Annotated in this window: 16 protein-coding genes; 8 read left to right on the forward strand and 8 right to left on the reverse strand. The window is 61.5% G+C overall.

Annotated elements, in window-relative coordinates:
- Positions 1 to 28: 28 nt before the first annotated feature.
- Positions 29 to 454, reverse strand: a complete 426-nt coding sequence (locus tag ACSQ3L_RS24645; RefSeq protein ID WP_013532660.1) for a MucR family transcriptional regulator — start codon at positions 452 to 454, stop codon at positions 29 to 31.
- Positions 455 to 869: 415 nt separating this feature from the next.
- Entirely contained in the window at positions 870 to 1,238 is a 369-nt protein-coding gene (locus ACSQ3L_RS24650; protein ID WP_436162273.1) for an SH3 domain-containing protein, read from the reverse strand.
- 117 nt (positions 1,239 to 1,355) lie between these two features.
- Here ACSQ3L_RS24650 and ACSQ3L_RS24655 point away from each other — a divergent pair, with 117 nt between their 5' ends.
- The 3 genes from ACSQ3L_RS24655 to ACSQ3L_RS24665 all read left to right on the forward strand — a co-directional run bounded on the left by ACSQ3L_RS24655 (position 1,356) and on the right by ACSQ3L_RS24665 (position 4,746).
- Positions 1,356 to 3,479: a S9 family peptidase gene (locus ACSQ3L_RS24655; protein ID WP_436162274.1), complete on the forward strand. Its 2,124-nt coding sequence runs from the start codon at positions 1,356 to 1,358 to the stop codon at positions 3,477 to 3,479.
- A complete protein-coding gene (locus ACSQ3L_RS24660) occupies positions 3,476 to 4,102 on the forward strand; it encodes a LysE family translocator (protein ID WP_436162275.1) in 627 nt (208 codons plus the stop codon). Before ACSQ3L_RS24655 ends, ACSQ3L_RS24660 begins: the two co-directional genes overlap by 4 nt.
- A 110-nt stretch (positions 4,103 to 4,212) precedes the next feature.
- On the forward strand, positions 4,213 to 4,746 hold the full coding sequence (locus tag ACSQ3L_RS24665) for an SET domain-containing protein (RefSeq protein WP_436162276.1): 534 nt from the start codon (positions 4,213 to 4,215) through the stop codon (positions 4,744 to 4,746).
- Here ACSQ3L_RS24665 and ACSQ3L_RS24670 read toward each other — a convergent pair.
- The 4 genes from ACSQ3L_RS24670 to ACSQ3L_RS24685 form a co-directional block, all read right to left on the reverse strand.
- Entirely contained in the window at positions 4,743 to 5,696 is a 954-nt protein-coding gene (locus ACSQ3L_RS24670) for a c-type cytochrome (RefSeq protein WP_436162277.1), read from the reverse strand. The two genes, ACSQ3L_RS24665 and ACSQ3L_RS24670, sit on opposite strands and share 4 nt — an antisense overlap.
- Before the next feature lie 9 nt (positions 5,697 to 5,705).
- Positions 5,706 to 6,143: a c-type cytochrome gene (locus ACSQ3L_RS24675; RefSeq protein ID WP_436162278.1), complete on the reverse strand. Its 438-nt coding sequence runs from the start codon at positions 6,141 to 6,143 to the stop codon at positions 5,706 to 5,708.
- 156 nt (positions 6,144 to 6,299) lie between these two features.
- Positions 6,300 to 6,899 carry a superoxide dismutase gene (locus ACSQ3L_RS24680; protein WP_013532667.1) on the reverse strand — a complete coding sequence of 200 codons (600 nt, stop codon included), beginning with the start codon at positions 6,897 to 6,899 and terminating at the stop codon, positions 6,300 to 6,302.
- 107 nt (positions 6,900 to 7,006) lie between these two features.
- The gene (locus ACSQ3L_RS24685; protein ID WP_436162279.1) at positions 7,007 to 7,885 is read right to left on the reverse strand and encodes a branched-chain amino acid aminotransferase; all 879 of its coding nucleotides are present in this window, start codon (positions 7,883 to 7,885) and stop codon (positions 7,007 to 7,009) included.
- Positions 7,886 to 8,042: 157 nt separating this feature from the next.
- Here ACSQ3L_RS24685 and ACSQ3L_RS24690 point away from each other — a divergent pair, with 157 nt between their 5' ends.
- Together ACSQ3L_RS24690 and ACSQ3L_RS24695 are read left to right on the forward strand one after the other, a co-directional pair.
- The gene (locus ACSQ3L_RS24690; RefSeq protein WP_436162280.1) at positions 8,043 to 8,705 is read left to right on the forward strand and encodes a haloacid dehalogenase type II; all 663 of its coding nucleotides are present in this window, start codon (positions 8,043 to 8,045) and stop codon (positions 8,703 to 8,705) included.
- A 176-nt stretch (positions 8,706 to 8,881) separates the two neighbouring features.
- Complete coding sequence (locus ACSQ3L_RS24695) at positions 8,882 to 9,706, forward strand: L,D-transpeptidase (protein WP_436162281.1); 825 nt, start codon at positions 8,882 to 8,884, stop codon at positions 9,704 to 9,706.
- A gap of 393 nt (positions 9,707 to 10,099) precedes the next feature.
- Here the strand turns inward: ACSQ3L_RS24695 and ACSQ3L_RS24700 are convergent, their stop codons facing one another.
- Positions 10,100 to 10,735: a TetR/AcrR family transcriptional regulator gene (locus tag ACSQ3L_RS24700; protein ID WP_436162282.1), complete on the reverse strand. Its 636-nt coding sequence runs from the start codon at positions 10,733 to 10,735 to the stop codon at positions 10,100 to 10,102.
- Between the two features lie 88 nt (positions 10,736 to 10,823).
- On the opposite strand from ACSQ3L_RS24700, the gene ACSQ3L_RS24705 reads away from it, so the two are divergent.
- On the forward strand, positions 10,824 to 11,234 hold the full coding sequence (locus tag ACSQ3L_RS24705) for a DUF1761 domain-containing protein (protein WP_436162283.1): 411 nt from the start codon (positions 10,824 to 10,826) through the stop codon (positions 11,232 to 11,234).
- Between the two features lie 229 nt (positions 11,235 to 11,463).
- On the opposite strand, the gene ACSQ3L_RS24710 is transcribed toward ACSQ3L_RS24705, so the two are convergent.
- A complete protein-coding gene (locus ACSQ3L_RS24710; RefSeq protein WP_436162284.1) occupies positions 11,464 to 13,011 on the reverse strand; it encodes a helicase HerA-like C-terminal domain-containing protein in 1,548 nt (515 codons plus the stop codon).
- Positions 13,012 to 13,291: 280 nt separating this feature from the next.
- Between ACSQ3L_RS24710 and ACSQ3L_RS24715 the strand changes: the two genes are divergently transcribed.
- Complete coding sequence (locus ACSQ3L_RS24715; RefSeq protein WP_436162285.1) at positions 13,292 to 14,734, forward strand: methylmalonyl-CoA mutase subunit beta; 1,443 nt, start codon at positions 13,292 to 13,294, stop codon at positions 14,732 to 14,734.
- Positions 14,731 to 16,851, forward strand: a complete 2,121-nt coding sequence (gene scpA, locus ACSQ3L_RS24720; protein WP_436162286.1) for a methylmalonyl-CoA mutase — start codon at positions 14,731 to 14,733, stop codon at positions 16,849 to 16,851. Before ACSQ3L_RS24715 ends, scpA begins: the two co-directional genes overlap by 4 nt.
- Positions 16,852 to 16,858: the final 7 nt, after the last annotated feature.

Raw genomic sequence — 16,858 nt, forward strand, 5'->3', positions numbered from 1 at the left:
ACTTTTCCTGGAATTGCTCTGGCAGCGATTACCGCGCCTTGCGCTTGCGGCCGAGACCCATCTTCTTGGCGAGTTGGGACCGGGCGGCGGCATAGTTGGGTGCAACCATCGGATAGGTCGGGTCGAGGTTCCACTTTTCGCGATACTGATCCGGCGTCAGGTCGTAGTGGGTCATCAGATGGCGCTTCAGCGACTTGAACTTCTTGCCGTCTTCAAGGCAGACGATGTAGTCGTCATGAACCGAGCGCTTCGGGTTGACCGCCGGCTTTTGCTTGTCGGCAGGCGGCTGTTCGGCGGTTCCGCCCACACGCCCGAGGGCGGCATGGACATCGGATATCAAGTTCGGCAACTCGCCGACTGGTACGGGATTGTTGCTGACGTAGGCCGCCACCACATCGGCGGTCAATTCGATCAGCGCATCGCTGTTTCTGGAAGGTGTTTCGACAATATCCATGGTCTTCAGGCCCCAACAAGAGTTACTTCGATCTGCGCCCTTTTTTACAGGCAGGGCATTGCACGAGTTTTGTGCGGCAGAGCTTCTACGATTCGTGTCGCGGGGACATCAATGACCCTGCCGACCAAGTAAGTCAATTCGTCCTTTGCGCTATATTGAACGATATTGATCAAATATTCCCTGATCAGCTTCAATCTTTCGTGCATTGTGTAATTTATCGATATTTCGCGCGCGAACCGGTAGCGGCTGACGTAACGTCAGATCGCCTTTACATTCGCGGCAACTCACAAAGTGGGTTTCAATGCTTGATTTTGCTTGGCTATTGCACGCGCGATCTTGGTTGTTCACATCTGTCCACAAAACCACAGGTTGCCGCCCGGCGCGCCGGCTGGATCGTTGATCGCTACCGCGTCAATCAATGCGAGGTGATGTATTTGCCATAAGCCCACCCGGTGACGAAGTTGCCGTTTTGGGCCGGGTCATGCCAGACTTCGCACCAGCGATAGCGAACCGTCTGTTCCTGCTTCCACGCCGGCTGATTGGCGATGTCGAGCAGATTTGTCCCGCCGGTGCATCGCCCGGTCATCTGCAGAACGGTCCCGTTTGGATAAGCCGCTTGCTTCTGGGAGGTGCCCGACGGGTAATTGCGCACATTGAGCGTGTCGCCGAACGGCACATTGGCCACTTGCCAAGCCGCGAATACGGTCGCATGAGACTGGCCGGCAAAGGCCAGAGTTAGCGAAGCAACGGTGAAAGCCGCAGCAGTCCGAGACCAGATAGTCATCATCTTTCCTCCCAGCTCATCTCCTGGAGCCCGACACAACCAATAGACTGCGGCTCTTGAACCCGCCCTGATCGGCGTGTTCATTCGCCATTCAAGATATTCCAAAAGCGAGACGCAATGACCAAGATGTCCGTATTTCCGATCGTCAGCCCGCCAACGCCCGAGAAGCGACCGGTTTTCGACACGCATCACGGCATCACGCGAACCGACGACTATGCCTGGCTGCGGGCCGACAATTGGCAGGAGATGTTCCGGGATCCGTCCTTGCTCGATGCGGGGATCCGCGCCGAACTCGAGGCAGAGAACGCCTACCAGTCAAAGCTGATGGCCGACACGGTCGAGCTGCAGAAGCAGCTTTTCAAGGAGATGAAGGGGCGTATCAAGGAAGACGATTCTTCCGTACCGATGAAGGACGGACCCTATGCCTATGGTTCATCCTTCAAGCTTGGCGGCGAGCAGCCGCGCTATTTCCGCATGCCGCGCGACGGCGGCGCCGAGCATATCCTGCTCGACGGCGACGCGGAGGCCGCGGGCAAGGCCTATTTCCGCCTTGGCGGCGTCGATCATTCGGGCGACCATGCCAAGCTGCTGTGGGCATTCGACGACAAGGGCTCCGAATTCTACACGCTTCGCGTGCGCGACCTTGAGGTTGGCAAGGAACTTACCGATCTGGTACCCGACACCGGCGGTTCAGGCGTCTGGAATGCCAGCAATGACGGCTTCTTCTACACCCGGCTCGACCCCAATCATCGCCCGTCCAAGGTGCTGTTTCATGCGCTGGGGGACAGCCCGGGAAGCGACCGGCTGATCTATGAGGAAACCGATCCCGGCTTCTTCATGAATGTCGGCGGCACCCGCAACAACGAATGGATCATGATCGGCATCAACGATCACGAGACGTCGGAATATCGCCTGATGCGCGCCGACGATCCGTTTGCCGAACCGAAACTGGTGTCGCCGCGCGAGATTGGCCTTCAATATGATCTGGAAGAAGGCGGCGACATCTTCTTCATCCTGACCAATGCCGACGGCGCCAAGGACTTCAAGGTCATGACGGCACCGGTGAGCGATCCGGTGCGTGCCAATTGGCAGGAGTTGGTGCCGCACGAGCCCGGTCGGCTGATCCTGTCGGTGATCGGCTTCAGGGACCATATGGTCCGGCTCGAGCGCAAGGAAGGCCTGCCGCGCATCGTAGTGCGCGACCGTACCAGTGGCGAGGAGCATCTGTTGTCCCTCGACGAGGAGGCTTTCTCGCTCGGCCTGTCGGGCTCCTATGAGTACGACACCGAGATCATGCGCTTTTCCTACTCGTCGATGACAACGCCGGCCCAGGTTTTCGACTACAATATGCGCACCCGCGAGCGAGTGCTGCTCAAGACCCAGGAAGTGCCGTCCGGCCATGATTCGGACCACTATGTCACGCGGCGGCTGATGGCGCCGGCCAGCGATGGCGAGTTGGTGCCGATCTCTCTCTTGCACCATCGCGACACGCCGTTGGATGGATCCGCACCTTGCCTGCTCTACGGCTACGGCTCCTATGGCATCACCGTTCCGGCCGCCTTCAACACCAACTGGTTCTCGCTGGTCGACCGCGGCTTTGTCTTCGCCATCGCTCACGTCCGCGGCGGCAAGGACAAGGGCTACGGCTGGTACGATGACGGCAAGCGGGAGAACAAAATGAACACGTTCACCGATTTCATCGCCGTCGCGCGCCATCTGGTCACTGAGCGCTACACGGCCCATGATCGCATCGTCGCGCAAGGCGGTTCGGCCGGCGGCATGCTAATGGGCGCCATCGCCAACATGGCGCCGGATTGTTTCGGCGGCATCGTTGCCGAGGTTCCCTTCGTCGATGTGCTCACCACCATGCTCGACGCAAGCCTGCCGCTGACACCGCCGGAATGGCCTGAATGGGGCAATCCGATCGCGTCAGCGGACGATTACCGAACCATCGCCGCCTATTCGCCCTACGACAATGTCGCGGCACTCGACTATCCGCCGATCCTGGCGCTGGCCGGTCTCACCGATCCACGCGTTACCTATTGGGAACCGGCCAAATGGGTGGCGCGGCTGCGCGACCGCAAGAGCGGCGACAATCCGGTGCTGTTCAAGATCAACATGGATTCCGGCCACGCCGGCGCCTCCGGCCGGTTTTCGCGGCTGGAAGAGATCGCCTACACTTATTCCTTCGCGCTGAAAGTGATGGGCAAGGCGCAGCTTACGGGAGCAACGAACAAATGATCGACCTCACCACCCTGATCGCGTACATCGCGGTCGTGCTCGGCTTCGTCTTCATTCCAGGCCCCGCCACCCTGCTGACGATCGCCCGGGCAACGAGCTCCGGAACCAGGGTCGGCATCGCAACCGGCGCCGGGATCGCGGCCGGCGACGTGTTTCATACCATCATGGCTATGGTCGGCATCTCGGCGATCATCGCCGCGTCGGCGACGCTGTTCAGCATCGTAAAGTACATCGGCGCGGCCTATCTGGTTTATCTCGGCATTCGCGCGATCATCGAGAAGATACCGGCCAACCCGGCTGCCGGTGCGCTCGCGATCTCCGCCGGCAAGGCGTTTCGACAGGCTGTCCTGACCGAAGTGCTCAATCCCAAGACCGCGCTTTTCTTCCTCGCTTTCCTGCCTCAGTTCGTGCGGCCTGAAAACGGATCGGCGATGCTTCAGTTGGCCACATTGGGGATCATTTTCGTCGTACTTGGTCTTTTCAGCACGGTCGTTTTTGCAGTAAGCGCCGGTCGGCTCGGCACCTTCCTGCGCCGAAATCCGACGGTGTTGCGCTGGCAGGGCAAGGTTGTTGGCGGCATCTACTGCGCGCTGGGCGTTCGGCTCGCGCTGCAGCAGCGCTGACCTTTTCATCCCTATTCAAAGCAACCTCGCCATCGGTCAGCGCAACGGGTAGCGAACCGACCGCCGCTGTTCCTCGACGGATTTCCAAGGTCATGAATTTTGATTTGCGTATGATCTTTTTCGAGGCTCCATTTCGCGGTCATGCGCCGCGATTTTCTGCTCGCAATTGTCACCATCGCGCGCTACCCAATGCCCGGCTTTTTCAAAGCCGCGACTCCAGTACTATCTCGCAAGGGTCCGCCATGTTGCTCGTTGACGTCTATCTCGACAAATCGTCCATCCAGGGCATCGGTGTGTTTGCCAAGGCCCACATTCCGCGCGGCACGCTGATCTGGAAGCTGGACCCGAGATTCGATCGGATCATCGACTTGGAAACGTATGAGAGCGAAAGCGGATCGGTGAAGAGCTATCTCGACCGCTATTCCTACCCCGACCGGCGCGACCCGAATTACATCGTCTTCGAAGCCGACGACGCGCGCTTTATGAACCATGCGGATGAGCCGAATTGCGACGTCTCCTCACCTGAGGAAACATACGCCTTGCGCGATATCGCGCCTGGCGAAGAACTAACCTGCGACTACAATCATTTCTTTGAAACCGGCTTCGATTTCCTCGGCGACCGCCACCTGTCGCCGGAAAACTAGTTCGCCGCCGTCTTCTTGCGTGCCGGATAGCCGTTTGGATGCGGCGGTATCGCCTTGAGGTAGGCGGCGATGGCCGCACGGTCCTCCGGCATCAGTTCGGCCATGTTCCGCTGCACGTCGACCATGGCGCCGCCAACCGAATCGAACTCTGGCGTGAAGCCGGTTTCGAGATAGTTGGCGATGTCGGCCTCCGACCAATCGCCGAGACCGCCCTCGCCCGATGTGATGTTGGGCACGGTGCCGCGGCCCTCGGCGGCCACGGCGCCGGCCAGCCAATCGTTCTTTTTCGTGCCGCCGGCAAAGTCGCGCGGCGTGTGGCATTCGCCGCAGTGGCCTGGTCCCTCGACCAGATAACGACCGGCCATCACCGGATCAGGCGTGCCTTCGGGGAACGCAACGACCGGCTGATCGCGGAGGTAGAGCAGTTTCCAAAGACCGATGCCGCGACGAATGTTGAAGGGGAAACTGAGCGAATTGCCCGGCGCCTTGCCGGCGACGGCCGGCAGCGTCTTCAGGAAGGCGTAGAGGTCGGCAATGTCGGCCGGGTTCATGCGCGCGTAGGACGCATAGGGAAACGCCGGATAAAAATGCTCGCCCGAGGGCGAGACGCCCTTCAGCATGGCATTGGCGAGGTCCTCGACCGACCAGGCGCCGATGCCGTCCGTGGGATCTTGCGAAATGTTGGGCGGCACGAAGGTTCCGAACGGCGTCTTGAGTTCGAGGCCACCCACGAGTTGAAGCCGCGCATCGCCCTGCGAGCCCGGCTTTGCATGGCAAGAGGTGCAGCCGCCGGCATAGAAGATGCGCTTGCCCTTGACCGCATCGCCAGGCCCGAGCTTGGCCGGGGTCTGACTGTCGAGCCGCGCCGGCGCCGACAGGACCCATCCTGTAACCGCGCCGACGCCGCCCAGAATGACGAGGGCGCCGACGAGTTTTTTCAGCCATGCCATGGCTGGCGATCAACTCTTCTTGATTCTGTAGCCCTGATGGCAGGTGCCGCAATCCGAGCCGATGGCGCCGACTTGCGCTTTAAGCGCGTCGACATCGGCAGGGGAGGCAGAGACCGCAGCCTTGACGTCGGCGAGATATTTGCCTCCGGCGGCCTTGAAGCCAGCCGTGTCTTCCCAGATTTTCGGCGCGGCTGTCGTGTCGCCTTTGTCACTGCCTGCCGGGAACAAAGCGTCGGCGTCGAATTTCTCGGCATTCGTCTGCAGCGCCTGCAGTTGTGTCAGCACGGCAGCTGCATCAAAGGGCTCCTCGCCCTTGACCACCTTCGACAGGCCGCCAACGATCTTTCCACGTTCCTTCATCAAAGCCTGCCGATCGAGGATCGGGTCGGCAAAGGCCGCCGAAGCCGCGAGTGCGAGCATAGAGATGGCGATAACAAGCTTTCTCATTCAATTGGCTCCATGATGAAGGCATTTCGGGACAAGGCGTTAACGGATGCTGCAGGGGGAAAATTCCCTTCCCCTGACGATTTTTGCCGGACCTTTTCATTTACGGGACGCAGAAAAAGAAAGCCCCGGGTGATACCGGGGCTTTCTGGAAATCGATCATTTCGCCTTTTCGTACAATTCCAGCACATGATCCCAATTGATCAGGCTGTCGACGAACGCCTCGAGATATTTCGGCCGGGCGTTGCGATAGTCGATGTAATAGGAGTGCTCCCAGACGTCGACGCCGAGGATCGGCGACGCGCCATGGACGAGCGGATTCTCGCCATTCGGCGTCTTCGAGATCGCCAGCTTGCCATCCTTGACCGAAACCCAGGCCCAACCGGAGCCGAACTGCGTCGTGCCGGCGGCGATGAAATCGGCTTTGAACTTGTCGTAGCCACCGAGATCGCTGTCGACTGCCTTCTGCAGGGCGCCTGGCAGCTTGTTGCCGCCGCCGCCCTTCTTCATCCACTTCCAGAAATGGATGTGGTTGTAATGCTGGGCGGCATTGTTGAAGAGGCCGGCATTCTTGCCGAACGACTGCTTGACCACCTCTTCGACCGACAGATCGCCCAGGCCGGCCTCGGCGGCGAGCTTGTTGCCGTTGTCGACATACGCCTTGTGGTGCTTGTCGTGGTGATATTCCAGCGTCTCTTTCGACATGTAAGGCTGCAGGGCCTCATAGTCGTAAGGCAAAGCGGGCAATTCAAAAGCCATGGATGGTACTCCCTCGTGAAAAAAGCCGGTGTCGATACCGGACTAAGATAGGTCTGGAATGGGTTGGGGCAACTCCGGAATGAAGCGCCGATCGCCTTTTTATCCGCTCAGGCGGCGGAAGTCGAATGCGCCCAATCCCAATAGAGTTCGCGCGCCTTCTTGGCCACCGGCCCGGGTTGCAGGTCGCGGTCCTCGATACGGGTGATCGGCACCACCTTGGAATGGTTTCCGGTCGAGAAAATCTCGTCTGCCTCGAGGAAGTCGCGCACCGACAGCGTCTTTTCGGTGGTCTTGAAGCCATATTCGCCAAGCAGCGTCATCGTGCGCGAACGGGTGATTCCGGACAGGAAGGTGCCGTTCGGCGCCGGGGTCAGCACATGACCGTCCTTGACGAGGAAGATGTTCGATGTCCCGGTCTCGGCGACGTTGCCCAGCATATCGAGCACCATAGCGTTGTCGAAGCCGCGCATCTTGGCTTCGAGAATGGCACGGCCGTTGTTGGGGTAGAGGCAGCCGGCCTTGGCGTTGGTCGGCATGGTTTCGATGGTCGGGCGGCGGAACGGCGACACGGTCACCGAAAAGCCGGTCGGCGGGATCATCGGCGATTCGTAGAGGCAAAGGCAGAAGCGGGTCGAGGCGGGATCGGCCGGCACGCCCATGTAGCCACCATGCTCGGCCCAATACATCGGCCTGATGTAGACCGCGGTCTTGCCATCGAACTTCTTCAGCCCATCCCATGTCAGCCCGACGATCTTTTCGGCGGTCATCGATGGCTTGAGGCCAAGCGCAATCGCCGAGGAATTCACCCTGGCCGCATGAAGCTCGAGGTCCGGCGCCACGCCCTCGAACCAGCGGCCGCCGTCGAAGACGCTGGTGCCGAGCCACATTGCGTGGCTGCGCGGCCCCAGAATGGCGACATTGCCCTCGTGCCAATCACCATCGACGAAAGTCCATGTCGTGGATTGCGCCGCAGCCGCCAGTGTCATTCGCGTTGTCCCGTCTCAATCGGTGTCGTGTGACGGCCATTGGAAGATGCTTTGGCAGGCGCCGTCAACGGGCATCATGGAGTTTTGTTGAGGCCAGCGACAAGCGCGGTGCAATCAAAGCTTGCACCTTGTCGCGCCTGCCCCCAAAACTGTTGTCATGCAATACGCCGCCTATGTTTTCGACGCCTATGGCACGCTGTTCGACGTGCATGCCGCCGTGCGCCGTCATGCCGACCGGATCGGGCCGGACGGCCAATTGCTGTCGGAAATCTGGCGCGCCAAGCAGCTCGAATATTCCTGGGTACGCACACTGATGGGCGCCTATGCCGATTTCTGGCAGCTGACAGAACAAGCACTCGATTTCGCCTTGCGCAAGGTTCCCTCCGCCGATCCCGCCCTCAGGGCGACATTGCTCGACGCTTACTGGCGGCTGGATTGCTATCCGGAGGTTCCGGCGGTGCTCAAGGCGCTCAAGGCTTCGGGAGCGAAGTTGGCGATCCTATCCAACGGCTCGCCTAAAATGCTGGAGGCAGCCGTCAAATCCGCCGCACTCGATCAGGTTCTGGACGACATCTATTCGGTCGACACGGTGCGGCGCTTCAAGACCGATCCATCGGTCTACGACATGGTCGCCACCGGCTGGCGCCTCTACCCCAGCGCGGTTTCCTTCCAGTCCTCCAATCGCTGGGACGTCGCAGGCGCCACCAAATTCGGTTTTCGCACGGTGTGGATCAACCGCACAAACCAGCCCGAGGAATACCGGGACTTCCCGCCGGCCCTGATCCTGCCATCGCTCGAAGCGTTGGCGCCCGGCAACTAGCCGACCGCACCCTGTGGCGCTATCGCCACAGTAGCGGTGCGGTCACAGCTTCGCCTTTGTTTGTCCACGTTCGGGCCAGAATCGGAACCGCCTATCGCCCCAGGTGTTGTCAGGCACCCGCAACAGCGGCGCCGAATTTATGCTTTGTTGCGATTTGAGACTTAAAGAAGGCAACCATGTCCATAACCGAAATCGAATCCTATCGCCTGAGCCGTCGCGGCTTTCTCAACGCCGCTGCATTGGGCGCCGCCTCGATCGCGGTTTCAGCATGCGCCGCCACCGGACCGGAGCCGGTCGAGCCGCCGCCGCCGGCCTATGTCGAGCCGCCGCTGCAGGACTATGCAATGATGTATGCTGCCGTCAGCGATGGCGGCTTCGACCTTCCGGCCATCCCGTTCGACAAGATCGATCCGCAGTTCCTGCGCCAGATCGTTTCAGATCCCACCGGGCAAAAGCCGGGAACCATCGTCGTCGATACGACTGGCCATTTCCTCTATCTGGTTCGTCCGGGCGGCCAGGCGATCCGCTACGGCGTCGGCCTCGGCCGCGCCGGCTTCGAGTGGTCCGGCGACGCCGTCGTCCAGTGGAAGCAGAAATGGCCGAAATGGACGCCGCCGGATGAGATGGTCGCCCGGCAGCCGGAATTGAAGCCATACAGCGCCGACAATGGCGGCATGCCCGGCGGGCTGAAGAACCCGCTTGGCGCCCGCGCGCTCTATCTCTTCCAGGGCAACGTCGACACGCTTTATCGCCTGCACGGCTCGCCGGAATGGAAGTCGATCGGCAAGTCGGTCTCGTCGGGCTGCGTGCGGCTGATGAACCAGGATATCATCGACCTCTATGACCGCGTGCCGTCGAAGACCCCGGTCGTCGTGACCAGCGACGCCAGCCAGCCGATGGTGGCGACGGCCAACCGCAAGGCTATTCCGATCGACGCCGGCGTGCCGGACGGATCAGTGCTGCTCGGCCCGGTAAAGGCGATCACGAATTCGATTTTCTAAAGCTGCGGCGTGCGAAGGTTTGCCAACTGCGGGGTTCATCTGCCTCACCCGGCCAATATATCAAGATCTCAAGTCCGGCGCTTTGCGCCGGGCATGGGCTTCTGACAGGTGGCAAACGCCCGGATGACAGCTGTTGATCCGAAGAGGATCTATGTCTTGCGCACAGCGGATGGCCGCTTTGCTCCTGATGTCGGCCGTTGAGGCGGACTTTACCTCCGCCCGGAAGCAGACATCCGGGTGACGATGCTGGCGGTCGTGGTCGCGCCAAAAGTCGACGTTTGGAGCGGTGTGAGATAAGCGCCGCCGGGCCTTTGGGGCATGAAAATTGATCCGATCCCGGGGCCTTGCTGCGGCCGCCTGACCACCTCCACGCACTGATGAGCATGCTCCAACTTAATCTCGCCTCATCAGCGCTTTGATCAGCGTCTCGGCGAGCCAGCTTTCATATTCGTCCGAAGACCAGCCGCGCTCCAACACGAGCATGCGATAAACGTCGCGGCCGGTATACATCCATAGGATGTCGCGCACGCGGGCTAAGCCAAGTTGGCGCGCGACAGTGACGGATTCGACGAGAAGCTTGGCACGCGCTTCCTGGAGCTTGAAGCGGACGGTCTCCAACTCCGTCTCGATCGCCTTCAGCTCGGGCGACAGGGCCGAGACGCCGCGCATAAGGCCGATCTCCTCGCCTTCCGTATCGAGGATGACCCGAGAGATCGAGGCAGTAATACGCAAAATCTCCTCGGGGTCTCTCGCGTTCTCGACCTGCATAGCCATCTCCGCATAGCGCGGGCCGAAGAAGGAACGCTCGACCACGGCTCTTAGAATGCCAGTTTTCGACTGGAACAGGGCATAGAGGGTCGGTGCCGAAACACCGGCGCCCGATGCGATGTCACTAATCGTGACCTTTTCCATGCCGCGCGCAGTGAAGAGCTTTTTCGCCACATCGAGAATGCGTTGGCGCGTGCCGGAAGCGCGCTCCGACCGCAGCCGTGCGTCGTAGCGCCTGCGGGTCTTTGGCTTGTGATTCATTGGCTTGTCATTCATATTGGATATAGTAAGCTATATCCAATATGACCGCTAGATCATTGGGATCAGTATGCTGGAAGAGAGAGGCAGGATGATCGAGTTTGTACCGATAAACCTCTGGGGGATCGGAGCTGCGGTCCTCGCAGCCTGGGTTGTCGCTGGACTTTGGTATTCGCCGCTGCTGTTCATCCGGCCGTGGGCCGAGATGTCGGGCGTCGACGGCGCGAAATTCGCTGCCGGCCTGCGGCGAGCGATTGCGGTCGACCTTGCCTCGTTTGCGGTCATGGCGCTTATCCTCGATCAGGTACTTCACGCCTGGGACGCGCTGACGATCATCCCGGCCGTCCTCTGCACGTTCCTGCTCTGGCTCGGCTTCATCGCGGTCACGCTGTTGCATTCGGTGACCTATGAGCACCGGCCTCTGCGCTATTATGCGATCAATGCTAGCTATCGCTTGGTCAGCATGGTGGCAATGGGCGTGGTTCTGACGGTGTTGCGGTAACCAAAGGCCCACCCGGCAGGACGAGGAGGCGCCGCAAAGCTTGTCGCCGTCGCTCGGGCGGCCGCTTGAATGTCCGCTCTGGGTCACGTCACGACGATACTCGAACTAAACTAAACTGAAGGTCCGCTTCTGACATTCGGAGCCTGGAAGCTGCCAGTCCGTTCGTCGGCCCCAATCAAGACTTTCGGCACATCGGCGCCTAGCGCCTCTGGCGCATAGCCGCCGCTCCTTACCGCCCGCGCGACAAACTCCCCAGTATCCCGCGCACGATCGCACGTCCGACGGACGAGCCGACCGAGCGCACCACCGACTTGATCGCCGCCTCGGCCACGGTCTGGCGATTGGACGGGCGCGGTGCAGGGGCGCGCCTGCCACCGGATTGCGGCGCGGGATCGTCATTGCCGAAGCCCGGAATGGTCCAGCGAGAGCCGCCGCTGCCGGCCTGCTGGGCCTGCTCTTCGGCATCCTGCGCGTCCTTGGCCTTTTTCTGCAGCATCTCGAAAGCCGATTCGCGATCGATGACCTGATCGTACTGGCCGACGACCGGGCTTTCCTGGATCAGCTTTTGTCGCTCGGCGGCCGTTATCGGCCCAAGCCGCGAGGATGGCGGGCGGATCAGTGTCCGCTGCACCATGGACGGAACACCCTTGGCCTCCAGCGTTGAAACCAGTGCCTCGCCGGTGGCGAGCTGGGTAATGGCGGTCATGCAGTCGAAATCGGGATTTGGCCGGAACGTCTCGGCCGCTGTCCTCACCGCCTGCTGCTCACGCGGCGTATAGGCGCGCAGCGCGTGCTGCACGCGATTGCCGAGCTGGGCCAGCACCTTTTCAGGAATATCCAGAGGGTTCTGCGTGACGAAATAGACGCCAACGCCTTTCGAGCGGATCAAGCGGACGACTTGTTCGACGCGATCGATCAGCACTTTGGGTGCTTCGTCGAACAGGAGATGCGCCTCGTCGAAGAAGAACACCAGCTTCGGCTTGTCGGGATCGCCGACTTCCGGCAGCACCTCGAACAGTTCCGACATCAGCCACAGCAGGAAGGTCGCGTAGAGCCGCGGGTTCATCATCAGCTTGTCGGCGGCAAGCACGCTGATGGCGCCGCGTCCGTCGCGTGTGGTGCGCATAATGTCGGCGATGCGCAGTGCCGGCTCGCCGAAGAAGTTTGCCGCGCCCTGCTGCTCCAGGACCAGCAGCGTGCGCTGGATGGCCCCGACCGACGGCTTCGTCACATTGCCGTAGCGCGAGCCGATCTCGTCGGCGCGTGCGGCGATGTTGGCGAGCAGCGCCTGCAGATCCTTCATGTCGAGCAGCAACAGGCCTTCCTCGTCCGCCAGGCGGAAGGCGATGTTCATGATGCCTTCCTGCGCCTCGGTCAGGTTCATCAGGCGCGACAGCAACAACGGCCCCATTTCCGAGACCGTGGCGCGGATTGGGTGACCCTGTTCGCCGAACAGGTCCCAGAAGATGACCGGGAATTCCTGGAAGTCGTAGGGGTCGAGCTTGACCTGCTCGGCCCGCTTGACCAGGAAATCCTGCGCCGTGCCCATCATGGCAATGCCGGACAGATCGCCCTTGATGTCGGCGCAGAACACCGGCACGCCGGCATTGGAAAAACCTTCGGCCAGAATCTGCAAGGTGACTGTCTTGCCGGTACCAGTGGCGCCGGTCACCAGGCCGTGACGATTCCCATATTGCAGCAACAGTTGCTCGGCACGCTGATAGCTGTCGTCGGGCTTGCGGCTGGCGCCGATGAAAATACTGGTGTCGTCAGCCATATGTCCGGTCTCCGCAAACTGATGTGTCTAAATCCAGTGGCCTTGCCGCAGGTATAGTGAGGCCATCGCACAGCGACAATGCCAATCCTCAAATCGGTTTTTTGGAGCTTGCGGATTTTGCTGGGGTTTGGCAATCGTTCATGGTTCGTCCACGCAGGCTGACCTATATCTGATAGATCGAATCCGGTCTCTGAAAGCGCATTGCATTTGCGATATCGGACCGGCGACCGTAGACTGAACCGCTCCCGGCTGGTGCGGCCGCATGAAACGAGGAGGACGGATGGGCGCCGGAGCCTTGATCCAGGATGCTGAACCACAGAACGCCGAGCGCCAGCGATGGCTGGCCCTGGCGGAAAAAGCCTTGGCAGGCGCTTCGTTCGAGGAAAAGCTGGTCTCGCATAGCGACGACAACATCCGCATCGAACCGCTCTACGACCGCAGCACCGCAGCCGAACCGATCGTGCGCGCAAACCCGAAATCGCCATGGATCGTCAGCCAGCGCGTCGACGATCCGGACATCGACCGCGCCAGAACCCAGGCTCTGGAGGACGTGGCTCAAGGCGCTACGGGATTGTCGCTTGTCTTCGAGGGGGCGCCGAATGCGTTCGGCTATGGCTTGCCGAGGACGGCGAAAGCGCTGGAGACGGTGCTGGACGGCGTGCCGCTCAACCGCATCCAGGTTCGCATCGACGCCCATCCCTGGAGCCGCGCCGTAGCCGACTGGCTGGTGGCGTTCCTGGGCAAGCGCCGGTCGGACCCTGCAAAGCTCAACCTCTCCTTCGGCATCGATCCAGCGGCGATCTTTGCCGGAACCGGCCGGCTGCGCATGTCGATCGAGGCGCTGCAGGCCTCGATGCCGCAATCGCTGGCGCATTTCTTCTCGATGGGCGTTCCGGGCGTGCTCTTGGAGGCGGACGGGCGTGTGTTCCACAATGCCGGCGCCACGGAAGCGCAGGAGCTCGGCATCATGCTGGCTTCGGCGGTCTCCTACCTCAGGATGTTCGAGACGGCGCGGCAGCCGCTTGTCTATGCCGCACCCCATATCGGCTTCGCGCTCAGCGTCGACCAGGACCAGTTCCTGTCGGTGGCCAAGGTGCGGGCACTGCGCAGGCTCTGGGCACGGGTGCAGGAAGCTTGTTCGATCCCGACATCCACCGCCAATATCCATGCCGAGACGTCGTTTCGCATGATGACGGCCATGGATCCGGAGACCAACATCCTGCGCACCACGATCGCCTGCTTTGCCGCGGCGTCCGGCGGCGCCGATTCGATCTCCATCCTGCCGCACACCATCGCGCATGGCTTGCCGGCCGGGTTTGCCCGTCGCGTTGCCCGCAACGCGCAACTGATCATAGCCAATGAAAGCCATATCGATCATGTCGCCGATCCTGCCTATGGTTCCGGCGCGGTTGAGGCGCTGACCGCGGAATTGTGCGAGCTGGCCTGGGCGGAATTGCAGACGATCGAGGCCGAGGGCGGCGTCCTGTCCAGCCTTCAGGACGGACATATCCAGAAGCGCGTTCACGCAGCGGCAGCGCGGCGCAATGTGGCCTACCAGGCAGGCGAGCGGGACATCGTCGGCACCACGCTCTATCCCCTGAAAGGCGAACGTCCGGTCGAGACGCTGGCGGCGGAACGGCGGCCGGCCTTCACCGAAGGCGTTGCCGTCTGCGAGCCGCTGTTTCCGGTCCGCATCGACCAATCGATCGGAGCCGCCTCTTGATCCCCGATTTCAGCCAGATCGGCTGGGTCCCGCCACGCCGCGCAGCTGTCGAGGTCAAGGGCCAGCGGACGACACCGGAAGGCCTTGTCGCCAAGCATCTGTACAATCAAAGCGACCTCAAGGGTTTACCGCATCTCGACACCTATCCGGGCCTGCCGCCCTTCGTGCGCGGCCCCTACCCGACCATGTATGTCCAGCAGCCCTGGACCATCCGGCAATATGCCGGCTTCTCGACGGCCGAGGAATCAAACGCTTTCTACCGGCGCAACCTTGCCGCCGGCCAGAAGGGGCTATCGGTCGCTTTCGATCTCGCCACGCATCGCGGCTATGACAGCGACCATCCACGCGTTGCCGGCGATGTCGGCATGGCTGGCGTCGCCATCGATTCCATTCTCGATATGCGCCAGCTCTTCGACGGCATTCCGCTCGGCGAGATGACGGTGTCGATGACGATGAACGGCGCGGTGCTGCCGATCATGGCGCTCTACATCGTCGCGGCGGAAGAACAGGGCGTTGCGCAGAAGGATCTTGCCGGCACCATCCAGAACGACATTCTGAAGGAGTTCATGGTCCGCAACACCTACATCTATCCGCCGAAACCCTCGATGCGGATCGTGTCGGACATCTTCTCGTACACGTCGAAGAACATGCCGAAGTTCAATTCGATATCGATCTCCGGCTACCATATGCAGGAGGCCGGTGCGACGGCCGACCTGGAGCTCGCTTACACGATCGCCGACGGCATCGAATATGCCCGCGCCGGCGTCGCGGCGGGCCTCGACATCGACCGCTTCGCGCCACGCCTGTCCTTCTTCTGGGCCATCGGCATGAACTTCTTCATGGAAGTCGCCAAGCTGCGGGCCGCGCGCCTGCTGTGGGCCACCCTGATGGAGAAGAACTTTTCGCCCAAGGACGAGCGCTCGCTATCGCTACGCACCCATTGCCAGACCTCGGGGTGGTCACTGACGGCGCAGGATCCCTACAACAACATCATCCGCACCATGATCGAGGCGATGGCGGCGACGCAGGGCCACACGCAGTCGCTGCACACCAATTCCTTCGACGAGGCGATGGCGCTGCCGACCGACCATTCGGCGCGCATCGCCCGCAACACGCAGCTCATCCTGCAAAAGGAATCCGGCACGACGCGCGTCATCGATCCGTGGGGCGGCTCCGCCTATCTCGAACGGCTGACGCATGATCTGGCGGCGCGCGCGCTTGCTCACATCGAGGAAGTCGAGGCGCTTGGCGGCATGGCGGCGGCGACCGAACAAGGCATTCCCAAGCTGCGCATAGAGGAAGCCGCCGCACGCGCGCAGGCACGCATCGATTCCGGCGAGCAGATGCTGGTCGGCGTCAATGCCCATCGGCCCGAGACCGACATCGAGGTCGACGTGCTGAAGATCGACAATGCCGAGGTCAGGGCGCGGCAATTGTCGAAGCTGCAACGGCTGAAGGGCACACGCGACGTCGGCGCCGTCGAAAGCGCCCTCGATGCGCTGACCCGTGCCGCGCAAGGCAATGAAAACCTGCTGGAATTCGCTATCCGGGCCGCGCGCGCCAATGCCACGGTCGGCGAGATTTCATTCGCGTTGGAAAGAGCCTTTGGGCGCCATGTCGCTACGGTTCAAACCATCTCCGGCGTCTATCGCAAGGCACTTGGCGATCATCCCGTAGTCGATGGGCTGCAGGACAAGCTTGACGCCTTCGAGAAGAAAACCGGCGGCAAGCCGCGTATTCTTGTTGCCAAGATGGGACAGGACGGCCACGACCGTGGCCAGAAGGTGATCGCCACGGCCTTCGCCGATCTCGGCTTCGACGTCACCGTCGGCGCGATGTTCCAGACGCCGGAGGAGATCGCGAGACTCGCGGTTCAGCAGGACGTCCATATCGTCGGTGCCTCGTCGCTGGCGGCGGGGCATCTGACGCTTATCCCCGAGTTGCGCGACGCGCTGAAGAAGCTCGGCCGGAGCGACATGCTGATCGTCGCCGGCGGCGTCATCCCACCGCAGGACTATGATGCGGTGCGGCAAGCCGGCGCTGCGGAAATCTTCCCACCGGGCACGGTGATTCCGGAAGCAGCGGATCGCTTGCTGGACCGGCTGCTGTCGGCTTAACACGTCT

Source organism: Mesorhizobium sp. LjRoot246 (assembly GCF_964254115.1).
Classification (GTDB): Bacteria; Pseudomonadota; Alphaproteobacteria; order Rhizobiales; family Rhizobiaceae; genus Mesorhizobium.

Bases quoted from the DNA above. Each gene is read 5' to 3' on its own strand.
- ACSQ3L_RS24650 (WP_436162273.1), bottom strand. From the start codon at position 1,238: ATGACTATCTGGTCTCGGACTGCTGCGGCTTTCACCGTTGCTTCGCTA.
- ACSQ3L_RS24675 (WP_436162278.1), bottom strand. From the start codon at position 6,143: ATGAGAAAGCTTGTTATCGCCATCTCTATGCTCGCACTCGCGGCTTCG.
- ACSQ3L_RS24645 (WP_013532660.1), bottom strand. From the start codon at position 454: ATGGATATTGTCGAAACACCTTCCAGAAACAGCGATGCGCTGATCGAA.
- ACSQ3L_RS24685 (WP_436162279.1), bottom strand. From the start codon at position 7,885: ATGACACTGGCGGCTGCGGCGCAATCCACGACATGGACTTTCGTCGAT.
- ACSQ3L_RS24700 (WP_436162282.1), bottom strand. From the start codon at position 10,735: ATGAATCACAAGCCAAAGACCCGCAGGCGCTACGACGCACGGCTGCGG.
- ACSQ3L_RS24695 (WP_436162281.1), top strand. From the start codon at position 8,882: ATGTCCATAACCGAAATCGAATCCTATCGCCTGAGCCGTCGCGGCTTT.
- ACSQ3L_RS24705 (WP_436162283.1), top strand. From the start codon at position 10,824: ATGATCGAGTTTGTACCGATAAACCTCTGGGGGATCGGAGCTGCGGTC.
- ACSQ3L_RS24690 (WP_436162280.1), top strand. From the start codon at position 8,043: ATGCAATACGCCGCCTATGTTTTCGACGCCTATGGCACGCTGTTCGAC.
- ACSQ3L_RS24670 (WP_436162277.1), bottom strand. From the start codon at position 5,696: ATGGCATGGCTGAAAAAACTCGTCGGCGCCCTCGTCATTCTGGGCGGC.
- ACSQ3L_RS24665 (WP_436162276.1), top strand. From the start codon at position 4,213: ATGATCTTTTTCGAGGCTCCATTTCGCGGTCATGCGCCGCGATTTTCT.
- ACSQ3L_RS24710 (WP_436162284.1), bottom strand. From the start codon at position 13,011: ATGGCTGACGACACCAGTATTTTCATCGGCGCCAGCCGCAAGCCCGAC.
- ACSQ3L_RS24680 (WP_013532667.1), bottom strand. From the start codon at position 6,899: ATGGCTTTTGAATTGCCCGCTTTGCCTTACGACTATGAGGCCCTGCAG.
- ACSQ3L_RS24655 (WP_436162274.1), top strand. From the start codon at position 1,356: ATGACCAAGATGTCCGTATTTCCGATCGTCAGCCCGCCAACGCCCGAG.
- ACSQ3L_RS24660 (WP_436162275.1), top strand. From the start codon at position 3,476: ATGATCGACCTCACCACCCTGATCGCGTACATCGCGGTCGTGCTCGGC.
- ACSQ3L_RS24715 (WP_436162285.1), top strand. From the start codon at position 13,292: ATGGGCGCCGGAGCCTTGATCCAGGATGCTGAACCACAGAACGCCGAG.